This window comes from Maribacter corallii, from assembly GCF_047345415.1.
GTDB lineage: Bacteria > Bacteroidota > Bacteroidia > Flavobacteriales > Flavobacteriaceae > Maribacter_C.
The window spans coordinates 124,819-137,094 of record NZ_JBLFEP010000006.1; the positions used below are offsets into that span (position 1 = coordinate 124,819).

Genomic DNA, 12,276 nt, shown 5'->3' on the forward strand with positions numbered 1-12,276 from the left:
TCAAATTATACTTATTTCTGAATAAGGTGATTAGGGAAATCTTGGATGTTTTCGCAGCAAATCTGTTCCATCACCTGTTGTAATTGCGCTTTTAATAGAGAAATAGTGTGGTTTCCACCTTCAGCGCCTAATGCCGCTACTCCGTACATAAAAGAACGACCCATAAAAGTGAATTTGGCACCACTGGCCATTGTTCGGGCGATGTCAGGGCCAGATCTAAGACCACTATCCATCATGACCTCAATTTGGCTGCCATAGGCCTCAGCGATACGTGCTAATGGTCGAATGGTCGACTCACCAGCGTCCAACTGACGCCCACCGTGATTGGATACGATGACTCCGTCCAAACCGAGCTGAATGGCTTTCTCAACATCGGCTTCACAAGCGACACCCTTCAAAACCAACTTTCCTTTCCACATGTCCCGTATAGGCTTGATACGCTCCTCATTTAAGCGACCTGAGAAGGTTTGGTCCATAAATTGTCCCAGTTGCTTTAAATCCAAATTCTTTGGCATGTAAGGTCTTAGGGTCTCGAAATTAGGTTGTCCGTGCCTAAGGGTTTGAAGTGCCCAATTAGGCTTACCCATAATTTGTAAGATATTGGCAATCGACATTTTTGGAGGCATGGCCAAACCGTTGCGGATGTCTCTAGGTCTAAAGCCAAAAGTGGGTACATCCGATAGGATAACTAGAACGGGGCACTCAGCAGCTGCCGCACGTCTAATGATATCGTCTCTCAGTTTGGTTTTGGCGGGATGATAGAGTTGAAACCAGGCTTGTCCTTCTGTAATTTCGGAAATACGTTCAATGGCACTGGTCGATACCGTACTGAGCACGAAAGGAATATTGTGTTCGAAAGCGGCTTTTGCTAAGATTTCGGGAGATCTTGGCCACATTAAGCCTTGGAGTCCCACAGGGGCAATACCAAAGGGTGCATCGTACGAATGACCAAAGAGCTTTGTCTTCATATTTGATCCGCTGTGTTTGCTCAGGTAATAGGGGAGGAGCTCCACCTCTCGAATTTCAGCTGTATTCTTATGTAGGTTGATATCCTCGTTACATCCCCCATCTAAATATTCAAAAGCGAATTTTGGAATTCTTTTTTTGGCTTTGGCCCTCAGGTCCTCTACAGATGGGTATCGACTATCGAAGTTTGATTTTCCTTTTTTCGGCATAAGTCTCGATTTATCCTTGGCCAATAATTAACTGGAGCTCTTCATTATTGTCTTGTAAAGCCTTGGCTTTATTCGAAGTTATTTCGGTTTGCCACAAATATACCCGTCTTAGGCCTTCCATTTTTTCAAGGTCGGTCAAACATTCGTCGGTTACTTTTGTACGATACAGATTCAAAGACTCAAGGTGTTTTAGTGCTGATAAAGCTGCTACACCCGGATCACCAATATTGGTTTTTTCTAATTGCAGGCGAGTAAGGTTCCTGAAATTTGCGATGGTCGCGAGTCCTTCATCCGTTATGTTCGTATTGGCCAAAGAGAGCCAGGTAATGTGCTCTGCTGCCGGCTCAAGACTCCTTAACTGTTCATCGGTCAGATCGGTACCTGAGAATTTGACATCCAAAAGCGGATTGGTCGCGCCTAGAATCTTTACGGTGAAACCATTTTCCTCAAGATTGGCAATGGTAACACTGTCCAAGGGTGGGATATTGACCGTTTCATAGTAGGGTTTCGGATTTGTGTCTAAACTATAGCGCCGGAGTAGTGTAGGCTTAATGCTCTCGGGGACCTCCAAATCAGTTAACGATTTGTCCGCTGCCGCTCCAGAAGCGATCCACCACTCCAAAACCTTAATTTCGTCATAGGTCAATGGATCCCCAACAGGAGGCATAAATTTGATATTTTTCTGTGGTAGGGTTACCCGTCGGAATAATTCACTTTCGATAACATTGCCCGATAAAAATGCAGGACCTCCGTCGCCTCCGACGAGCATTGAATCTATCGAAGCCATGTTCAAACCACCTCGCTGTACTTTATTATCGTGGCAAGCAAAGCATTTTTGTTCAAAAATGGGTTGTACCAGATCGTTGTATACAATAACGGAGTCTGCAGCGGAAAAATCCATGATATCCGATTCTTCGTTCAACATAAGATTTTTAATGGGTTCTGGAGCATATTCGAATAAATAGGATGCGCCGTGGGTAAGATTTCCTCCTAAATGCCCTTCGAAAATCAAAAGTCCCAGAATCAAAAGGTTGGTAATGCGATGTGTTGCTGCCGAATGTCTAGTCGAATCTTTTTTCAACCACCATCCTACCAAGGAAATGATTACAATAAGAATGCCCACCCAACGATGCAGGAAGAGATCGTCTTCGAAGTAAAGACCTGTTTCTCCCAACCACCATCCACAGAAGGCTGCGAAGGCTCCACCGATAGCTCCTAAAAGCCAGGCGTAGCCAATAAGATCGCTAAGTTTTTCGGTTTTTTTCCAACGTTGATACCATTCCATTAGAATTCCTAAAAGCAAGAATCCTATCGGGAGATGTACTAGTATCGGGTGAAAACGACCAACAAAATTGGTAAAGTCAAATGCAAGAAATAGGTTCATTTATACTATTTACGGATTTATATTCTATTTAATTTTATAGGATAGGACTTATTCGATGCCCATTGCGGTACATATAGATTACCATCGCCATCAACAAGGACGTCATGGGGATTCTTGAAAGTACCTCCGTCATATAGCGGTGTGTCAAGTATACCGTCTAAATACCGAGGCTTATCTCCTCCTGGAAAAGAAAGGACTTTGTTGTTTTTGTCCAAGACGGCCAACATGCCGTCCCAGGTATCCCAGGTTTTTGTCACGATTACCGCAAAATAGAGGTTCTCGCCATGAATAACAGGTCGACAAATGGAGCATCCAGGAAGGGAAATCGTCTCTAAATGTTCACCGTCCAGCGAAAAACGTTTGAATTCCTGACTGGCCCTAGAAGTAATTAGGAGGGTTGGATTTTCCTTGTTCCGCGTATCCAATGTAATGCCATGGCAGCAATTGAATTGATCGTCGGCCTCGCCAGTTCCACCAAAATGGGAAATGTAGTCGCCTTTCGCGCTATATTTTATGATGAAGTTTTTGCCATAGCCGTCGGCTACATAAAAATCGCCATTTGGAAGTATGGCCGTTTCGGTAGGCTTAAACTGATCATCGCTTGTATATCCTGAAACTTCCTTAGGGCGTTCGAGGGTCATGAGAATTCTTCCGTCCAAAGTGGTTTTGCTTACTTTGTGAGAATCTGGATCGGTAATAAAAAGAAACTGGTCTTTACCCTCACCAGCAATAGATAGGCCATGTGCTCCTGGAAATTCGGTTCCCCATGATTCCAATACTTTTCCGGATTTGTCATACACCAAAACGTTATTGTTGTTCGCGCCGGTGGTAGTCATTAAAATACGGCCTTGGTCATCAAGTACCATTTCATGACAGTCGTTAACAGGAATTTTCGAGGGGTCTTGAATACCCCATTCCTGATCCACCGTATACTGAAAATCACCATGTCCTACTCTTTTCGCAGCACCTCCTCTCTTTGTAATGATTCCGAAAGAATAGTCAGGTAGGGCAATACTAGCTGCTGAAGCGGCCAAGGTTTTTTTAATAAAAATTCTTCTTGTATTGGGTTTCATGTTCCTTGTTTTTTGTGAGTTATCATGCCAGTATTTCTTTAACGACTTCACCATGCACATCGGTAAGTCGATATCGTCGTCCCTGAAATTTGAATGTCAGTCGTTCATGGTCTATGCCAAGCAAATGCATTAAGGTGGCTTGAAAATCGTGCACGTGTACCGGTCTTTGGACTACGTTGTAACCAAAATCATCCGTGGCACCCAGAGAGAATCCTTTTTTGATTCCGGCACCGGCCATAAAGATGGTAAAGCATTTAGGATGATGGTCACGACCGAAATTGGTGTCGGTAAGTTGGCCTTGAGAATAGTTGGTTCGGCCGAACTCTCCCCCCCAGATGACCAAAGTATCTTCGAGCATGCCGCGTTGTTTCAAATCGGTTATCAATGCTGCTGTGGCCTGATCGGTCTCTTTACATTGAACTTTTATAGCACTGGGTAAGTTGCCGTGTTGGTCCCAACCTTGGTGATAGAGTTGTATAAATTTCACATCACGCTCTGCCAAGCGCCTCGCCAAGATGCAGTTGGCCGCAAAAGTCCCAGGTTTTCGACTATCCTCTCCGTACATATCATAAATATAATCGGATTCATCCGTGGTATCCATGATTTCAGGTACTGAGGTCTGCATTCTAAAGGCCATTTCGTATTGGGCCATTCTAGCCAAAATCTCAGGATCTCCCAAATCATCATGGTTTATCTTTTCGAGACGTTGTAACTGATCCAATTGTTCACGTCTGGTCTTTCCGTCGATGCCGGGTGGATTGGTTAAATAGAGTACTGGGTCTTTTCCTGCCCTGAATTGTACCCCTTGATGTTGAGAAGGTAGAAAGCCATTCCCCCACGCTCGCGAATATAGGGGTTGTCCGAATTTGTCTTTCGTGACGAGCACCACGAATTCAGGAAGGTTCTTATTATCCGTTCCAAGGCCATAACTTACCCATGAGCCAATTGAAGGCCGACCGGGAAGTTGGGATCCTGTTTGAAAGAAGGTTACGGCCGGATCGTGATTGATCGCTTCCGTATACATTGATTTGATAAAGCAAAGATCGTCGACTATTTTCGCGGTATGCGGCATAAGTTCGCTCATAAGGGCGCCGCTATCTCCATGTTGCTTGAAAGAAAATGGCGATCCGGCAATGGGTAAAGTGGCTTGACCAGAGGACATTCCTGTCAATCGCTGCCCCTGTTGAACACTTTCGGGCAGATCTTGACCATTCATTTTATTTAGTAATGGCTTATGGTCGAACAAATCTATTTGCGAGGGTGCTCCACTCTGAAATAGGTAGATAACACGTTTTACTTTAGGTGGAAAATGGGCCTGCCCCAGAACGCCGCCGCCATTGAGATTTGGAATGCCGGAAAGTGATTTCTCTTTTCCAAAAAGACCCATAGGGTCAAGCATTGAACCCATGGTCAACGCTCCCATTCCTAAGGTGGTCTTGGTGAGGAAATCTCTTCTCGTATAGTTTTTTTTATGCTCGTGGGTACACATGGTCTTATCTTTTCATATAGGCTTCGTCATGGTTCAGCATCGTATTGGCTACCATGGTCAATGCTGCTGTTTTTGTTTTGTCCAAATTGTCTTCCAGTTGCTGTTGGCCTACGGATAACAGTTGGTCAGCTTCTTTCGGAGCCTTTTTGAAACGCCTTTGTTGTGTTTCGAAAATTTCCTTGAAAATCGTCTTTTCTTCTTCTTTCGGATAACGGCTTACTGCTAATCGAAAACCGTAGGTGATCTGTTCATCCAATGATGTTCCACCTTCTTTTTGCATTCTAGAGGCAAGAACTTTAGAAGCTTCCACAAATTGGGTGTCGTTCATTAGAACCAATGCCTGAAGTGGTGTGTTGGTATTTTCCCGTTGCACAGTGCAAACCTCTCGGCTGGGCGCGTCAAAAGCGGTCATCGCCGGATGGGGCGATGTGCGCCTTATAAATGTGTACAGCCCTCTTCGGTAAAGGCTATCGCCCTGTGATTCTTTATAGTTCAGTAATTTATGCGAGAAACTGTTCTTTTCGATCCATAGCTTGCCTGGTTGATATGGTTTTACACTTTCTCCACCTACTTGTTGAACCAAAAGTCCACTTGCCGCCAACGCATTGTCTCGAATCATTTCTGCCGGTAAACGATAACTGTTGCTCCTTGCCAAATAAAAATTATTGGGATCTTTTTCTCTCATTTCTTCGGAAACTTGGGAAGACTGACGGTAGGTATGCGACATCACCATTGTTTTCAAAAGCGCCTTGACATCCCATCCACTTTCTATGAATTCTACGGCCAACCAATCAATCAATTCAGGATGCGAGGGTAAAGCTCCCTGAACTCCAAAATCTTGGGGTGTATCTACCAAGCCTTTACCAAATAACATTTGCCAGTAACGATTCACCGTAACTCTGGCCGTCAATGGGTTTTCTTCGGAAAAAAGCCATTTGGACAAGCCCAATCGATTTTTTGGATAGGCGTCGGAAAACTTGGGCAATACTTCAGGTGTATTGGGTTCAACTTGATATATGGGTTGCGAATAGTCTCCACGATTATAGGCATATGCAGGTCTGTTTTGAGGCATTTCTTCCATGACCATAACTTCCATCACCGGCATCATCAGTTGCAACCACTCGTTTCTAAGTTCTTTAAGGTCGGCCGCTATATTACGAACTTCGGGAGATTGGTTGATCTTATACTCTTGTACCAGCTTTTTTTCCGGAGCTTCTTTTGAAGAACCATCTTTGGTAAGAAGTAATACTTCCAACGGTGTCAATTCTTTTGAATACATTCGAATATCATCAAGGGCACCTTTGAAAATTCCATTTTCTCCCGTAAAGCCCCTGTAACTTTTCGCTACTCTGACGGGTTGCTTATAAAGGGTATGAACCGCTGACCTTATGGTTTTGATGGATTTATAAAGATTATCATGACCTACTTCACTTTCCACTTTCTTTCCATCGATAAACAATGATAACCCTTGGGCCTTACCGGATCCATTGTATGAAAATGCAACATGTTGCCATTCATTTGTTTTAAGAGAGTCTTTCGATTTTACGTGAATATAGTTGTGCGGCAAGGAGTGAATCAATCTAGCATTTAGGTAGTTCAGGCTGTCAAGATAAAAGTCCCATCCACGCCAAAAATTATTTTTTTCGCCTGACGTGCCCATCAGTGTTTGCGTTTTCAGCTTTTCTCTTTTGGTGGTTTTCAGCCATAGACTTCCAGAGAAGGTATCTGTCCACTCGAAATTGGGAATGTTATTCAGATATACTTCATCGTACTCCCCCGTAAACACCAGGGCATTCCCTTTTTTACCCTCAATGATTCCAGGAGCTTTGGATGCCGTTGCATTCGTAGTGCGGTCTATGACATAGGTGTCGCCTTGTCGGGCTACCTTATCGAAAGGATAATGTCCCAAAAGCTCTTTTTTGGTTGCATCTTTAGGTAAGGTTGTGATATAGGTTTCGAGATTGGCAAGTTCTTTTTTGGTCAACTCAAGTGTTTGCTCTTTTGCGGTAATTAGTTTTTCTAATTTGCCTAGTTTTTCCTCCGTTTCAGTGTCTGGTAAGGCAAGCATCGGACCATAATTGCCATCATCACCGGTCATACCCAGTTCTTTTACATTGTTGAAGAATGCAGTTAACCTATAGTAGTCTTTTTGGGAAATGGGGTCGAACTTATGATCGTGACAACGGGCGCAGGAAACTGTTAGGCCCATAAGCGCTGTTCCAACCGTTTCTGCACGGTCCCAAACGTAATTTAATCTGAACTCTTCCTCGATGGCTCCTCCTTCTGCTGTCATTGGATGGTTTCGGTTGAAAGCCGTTGCCAGTTTCTGTTCTTTGGTAGCTTTGGGAAAAAGATCCCCGGCCAACTGCCAAGTAACGAACTGATCATAAGGCATATTCTCTTTAAAGGCATTGATGACCCAATCGCGCCATGGCCACATAAGTCGCCAACCATCAGCATGCAGGCCGTGAGAATCGGCGTAGCGAGAGATGTCCATCCAGTCTAGGGCAAGACGCTCCGCAGTGGCATCCGTTTGTAACAGTCTATCCACTACCTTCTCATAGGCATCAGCGCTTTTATTCTCTAAAAATAAATCGAGTTCCTGTACCGTTGGAGGGAGTCCGGTCAAATCCAAACTCACTCGACGGAGCAATCGTTCTCTGTCGGCCTCTGGGGCAGGCTGATATCCTTTTTGCTTCAATCGCCCTTGAACGAAACCATCGATTGGGTTATAGCTCGGCCAGTTGTCATTGCCGATCTTGTGGTTTGGTCTTTCGGGTTTAACAAAGGCCCAGTGGTCTTTCCATTCCGCTCCTTGTTCGATCCATTTGATGATCATTGCCTTTTCATTTGGTGATAAGGACAAATTTGATTCAGGTGGAGGCATTTGAATTTCGGGATCATTGCTCAATATGCGCTGCACACTTGAACTACGTTCGGGTTTGTTTGCGACAAAAGCCCGTGCTCCGCTGGATAAGGTTGAAAATGCCTCTTCGGCCAGATCTAATCGAAGTCCTGCTTTTCTTGTGTTCTCATCCGGCCCGTGACAATTAAAGCAACGGTCGGAAAGAATAGGTTTGACATGAAAGTTGAAATCTACGATTTCAGGAAGGTCTTCGTAGGCATCGGCCACTTCGCTGGGCAAATCAGGCCCACATGAAATCACCAGTAGGCAGACCCAAAGAGCTATGGTTTCCGAAAAACTTATTTTTTTAAGCGGTAGCATCCTTTAAAAATACATTTTTTTCTAAGATTACTTGGTGAATTAGAAGGAGTAGATCATATCTATTATCAATATGCTCATATATGACTCACTTCTTTAAACTTTTGCCAAGAAGGGTCTGCCGGTTTGATAAAGTTTGAGGAGAGATTGGTGTTTGGTCTTAGGGATATCAAAAATATGTTTTACTTTTACCAACTCTTAAAAAAGGGATATTAGCTCAGTTGGTTTAGAGCGCTGCCTTGACAGGGCAGAGGTCACTGGTTCGAATCCAGTATATCCCACATTTTTCTTCTCTCATAGTAAGGAATCCAATCTCAGGATTTGTTTTTACCTAAAATTTTCATTTTTTTTTCAAATTAATTGTGACCTCTATAAGAAAGCTGTGTCTTAAGAAATGTAACCATTTAATAGAGAACCTAACGATGTTGAACTCACTACTGCTTGATCTTTTTTTTGGAGGGGGCATTCTCATTTTTTTAATAACAATTGGCACAATTTGGCCCTCACTGTTTCTAGAAAGAAGTAAGAAAGGAATAAAGTCAGGAGCTAAATGATGGCTCGTTTCAGTAATACAAGCGATGTCCAAATGAATCATTTGTTTTGAAAATCGTTTAAACGTTATGTACAGCCAGGTTTTCTCAATTAAGTCTATGATAAGGGACGGCAATTTTCTTTTGAAATTTGTAAGGTCGTAAAATTGGTTAGTTTGCGACATTTATAGACTTGTTGTTTTTGTAGGTTAATTTGGTTGTCAAAGCCCCGATTTTATCGGGGCTTCTTCTATTTTGATTTCTTTGTTCATATTATTGATTAACAAAAATGTAGGTTAATTCTGTAATTTATGAAGGTTTTTACCGTTGTAAGGATTCGAGTTTCTCATTTACTAAGTCCTTGAAAACATAAAGTGTTAAAAATGTGACTTTTTCTTGAAAAAGGTGTCTAATATGAATATCGAACCAGAAGATTGATTTGGAAACGAAAGAAGCATTCGGTGATTTAACGGACAAAGCGTTGGTTAGAAAAATCGTCAAAACGAAAAATACCGAATTATTTGGAGTGTTATATGATCGATATTCTAAGGCAGTTTACAATAAGTGCTATAGTTTTTCGAAATCACATTCTGAAGCGGAAGACCTTACCCAAGATGTTTTTTTGATGTTATATGTGAAATTGGGTAGTTTCAAAGGGCGGTCTAAGTTTTCAACATGGTTGTATTCGTTTACGTATAATTTCTGTGTGAATTATGTAAATCGAAATAAACAGCGGAAAATCAGTGAGGCTTCCGAAAGCCTAAGCGAAGAAGATTTAAGCTTAAATGAAGAGGTTGGCGATCTTAGTATTTATGAGATGCGAACAGGAATCTTAAAAAAAGCATTGGGTTTAATTCGTGCGGAAGAAAAAAGAATACTCCTTTTAAAATATCAGGACGGGGTCACTATCAAAGAACTAACCGAAATATTGGGCCTGAGTGAAAGTGCCGTCAAAATGAGGCTCATGCGTGCCAAAGCCTCGCTCTTGAAAACCTACAATAAAATAGCTTGAAATGTCAAAGAAAATTGAGAACCCGTTCGAGAAAATGGAGCAATCCTGGGAGGAGGCCCCTCCTCATTTGAAAAATAAGGTGATGAATGATATTGCCATGGCCAAACTACTAACCGAAATGGCGTCTTTGTTTACCTGTAATTATAAAGAAACCATTAACGAGATGATGAAAACAAATTCTTGATCGTAATAACTAACTAACCAAAATACCTTTGACTTATGAATAAACTAGCGGAATGGAAAGACCTCACCTATGAAACACTTTCGCCTGCACTTGGAAACATTGCTTCCGCAATACCCAATATACTAGGCGCGATTGTCGTATTGATTATCGGATGGTTCGTTAGAAAGGCGGCCCGCTTTGCATTGAAAAAACTCTTTAAGTTGGCGAAGGTCAATCGTCTTTCAGATAAGATCAACGATGCCAAATTGTTGGGTGATGGTAACCTCAATATCGATATTGAAAAAATAGTTCTTGGTTTTGTCAAGTGGTTGTTGCTACTTGTTTTCGTGATTATCGCGGCTGACATGGTCAAATTGACCATTATCTCAAATGAAATAGCCAACTTACTGCGCTATCTGCCGGTTTTGTTAAGTGCTATTGTGATATTGGTAGTCGGCCTGTATGTGGCCAGCATGATACGCACTACTCTGGTCAAGGTATTTAAATCAATGGCTTTTACGGGGTCTAAAGTAGTAAGTTCCGTGGTGTATTATATCATGGCCATTTTCGTCACGATTACAGCTTTGAATCACGCCGGTATCAACACCACCATTATTACGAATAATTTCACGATAATATTAGGTGCGTTTCTTTTGGCGTTTGCACTCGGCCTCGGTTTAGGGTCTAGAGATGTAGTCGCCAGCTTGCTTAAAACCTTTTATGCCAGGAAAAAGTACAATCCAGGTGAGGAAATAAAAGTGAATGGGGTCATTGGTACCATTGAATCCATTGATCATATGTTCTTGACCTTGAAGACTGCGAAGGGTCGATTGGTACTCCCTATAAATGAAGTAGTTGAAAACCGTGTGGAATTGGACTGATGGTTGTGGTGTGTGTTCAAGTTCAAAGGAGCTTCAATAATCGCTCTAATGCCATGCCTCTTGACCCTTTGATCAATATGTGGCATTTTCTGTCCACAGGGTTGTTCTCCAGGTATCTTGAAATGGTGTCGAAAGAAGGAAAGGTCTGTAAAGGCGTGTCGATGGCATTGAAGTTTTCACCAATAAGATATAGTTCTGAAAAATGCAGCTTGCTAGCAAAATCGGCAATATCTTGATGTTCTTGGTAAGCAGCCTCCCCCAATTCGAACATGTCTCCAAGAAAGACCACTTTGTTTTCCCCTTTCATGCAACTGAAGTTTTCAAGAGCGGCTTTCATACTAGTAGGATTGGCATTATAGGCGTCAAGAATGATTTCATGACCATTTTTCTTTACTATCTGTGATCGATTGTTTTCCGGCACATAGCCTTCAATGGCAGTTTTGATAGCGGCTAATGGAACATTAAAATATTTCCCCATTACTACCGCAATGGCGCAATTGGTAAAATTATAACTGCCTATCAACTGTGACGCTATGTCTAGATCCTCCACTTCAAGTCGCACGAACGGATTCGCGCTTATGAACTTAATTTGATAATAGTGCGGGTTGGTTGTGCTAAAGCCAAACTTTTTGACATAGGCCCCAAGCTTTTCTAACTGAATAGAGTCGTCGGCATTTAAAAAGACCGATTTATTTAGCGCCATCAAATAGTCATACAACTCACTCTTTCCTTTGATGACGCCTTCGACGCCACCAAAACCTTCTAAATGGGCTTTGCCAAAATTAGTGATATACCCAAAATCAGGTTCTGCAATGGTAGAGAGAAAAGCGATTTCTTTTTGGTGATTGGCCCCCATTTCGATGATGGCCAATTCGGTGTCTTGTTTGATATTGAGAAGCGTCAGGGGTACTCCGATATGGTTATTGAAGTTGCCTTTGGTCGAAACGATTTTATATTTTTTTGACAGTACCGCGGCAATCAATTCTTTGGTAGTGGTTTTACCGTTACTACCGGTTAAAGCGATTACCTTGGCCTGACAGGATCTTCTATGATAGGTAGCAAGCTTCTGTAAGGTGGTCAGTACATCTTCAACTACAATGTGATGATTTGATTTTTTATAATCGATATCGTCTATAACCGCCCATTCCGCACCTTTCTCCAAGGCTTGCGAAGCATAGCTGTTTCCATCGAAATTATCGCCTTTGAGTGCAAAGAAAATACAGCCTTTTGTGATTTTTCTTGTATCCGTCGATACAGTGGGAAACTTCAGAAATAGCGCGTGTAATTCGGGTATGGTCATATGCGGTAAAAATACAAAAAAGCCCTAACAGTACTGTTAGGGCTTC

At 42.4% G+C, this 12,276-nt stretch carries 9 protein-coding genes and 1 tRNA gene; 4 read left to right on the plus strand and 6 right to left on the minus strand.

All coding sequences use genetic code 11. The annotated features are described in order from the left end of the window. Nucleotides 1–11 precede the first annotated feature (11 nt). Genes ACKWCA_RS20370 through ACKWCA_RS20390 form a run of 5 tightly spaced genes read right to left on the minus strand, consistent with a single transcriptional unit; the run spans nt 12 to nt 8,347 of the window. The gene (locus ACKWCA_RS20370) at nt 12–1,175 is read right to left on the minus strand and encodes an alpha-hydroxy acid oxidase (RefSeq protein WP_413980088.1); all 1,164 of its coding nucleotides are present in this window, start codon (nt 1,173–1,175) and stop codon (nt 12–14) included. 10 nt (nt 1,176–1,185) lie between these two features. After that, nucleotides 1,186–2,559, minus strand: coding sequence for a c-type cytochrome domain-containing protein (locus ACKWCA_RS20375; RefSeq protein ID WP_413980089.1), 1,374 nt, complete (start codon nt 2,557–2,559; stop codon nt 1,186–1,188). A 17-nt stretch (nt 2,560–2,576) separates the two neighbouring features. Further along, nucleotides 2,577–3,632, minus strand: a complete 1,056-nt coding sequence (locus tag ACKWCA_RS20380) for a 6-bladed beta-propeller (protein WP_413980090.1) — start codon at nt 3,630–3,632, stop codon at nt 2,577–2,579. A gap of 22 nt (nt 3,633–3,654) precedes the next feature. Then, a complete protein-coding gene (locus tag ACKWCA_RS20385; protein WP_413980091.1) occupies nt 3,655–5,121 on the minus strand; it encodes a DUF1501 domain-containing protein in 1,467 nt (488 codons plus the stop codon). A 4-nt stretch (nt 5,122–5,125) separates the two neighbouring features. Beyond that, entirely contained in the window at nt 5,126–8,347 is a 3,222-nt protein-coding gene (locus ACKWCA_RS20390; protein WP_413980092.1) for a DUF1553 domain-containing protein, read from the minus strand. A gap of 203 nt (nt 8,348–8,550) precedes the next feature. Here ACKWCA_RS20390 and ACKWCA_RS20395 point away from each other — a divergent pair. The 4 genes from ACKWCA_RS20395 to ACKWCA_RS20410 all read left to right on the plus strand — a co-directional run bounded on the left by ACKWCA_RS20395 (nt 8,551) and on the right by ACKWCA_RS20410 (nt 10,930). Beyond that, a tRNA-Val gene (locus tag ACKWCA_RS20395) sits at nt 8,551–8,625 on the plus strand. 688 nt (nt 8,626–9,313) lie between these two features. Continuing rightward, nucleotides 9,314–9,886, plus strand: coding sequence for an RNA polymerase sigma factor (locus ACKWCA_RS20400; RefSeq protein ID WP_413980093.1), 573 nt, complete (start codon nt 9,314–9,316; stop codon nt 9,884–9,886). Between the two features lies 1 nt (nt 9,887). Next, nucleotides 9,888–10,070 (plus strand): hypothetical protein, encoded by a 183-nt coding sequence (locus tag ACKWCA_RS20405; protein WP_413980094.1) that lies wholly within the window; start codon nt 9,888–9,890, stop codon nt 10,068–10,070. Nucleotides 10,071–10,105: 35 nt separating this feature from the next. Beyond that, nucleotides 10,106–10,930: a mechanosensitive ion channel family protein gene (locus tag ACKWCA_RS20410; RefSeq protein ID WP_413980095.1), complete on the plus strand. Its 825-nt coding sequence runs from the start codon at nt 10,106–10,108 to the stop codon at nt 10,928–10,930. A 22-nt stretch (nt 10,931–10,952) separates the two neighbouring features. Here the strand turns inward: ACKWCA_RS20410 and ACKWCA_RS20415 are convergent, their stop codons facing one another. Then, the gene (locus tag ACKWCA_RS20415; protein WP_413980096.1) at nt 10,953–12,230 is read right to left on the minus strand and encodes a UDP-N-acetylmuramoyl-tripeptide--D-alanyl-D-alanine ligase; all 1,278 of its coding nucleotides are present in this window, start codon (nt 12,228–12,230) and stop codon (nt 10,953–10,955) included. Nucleotides 12,231–12,276: the final 46 nt, after the last annotated feature.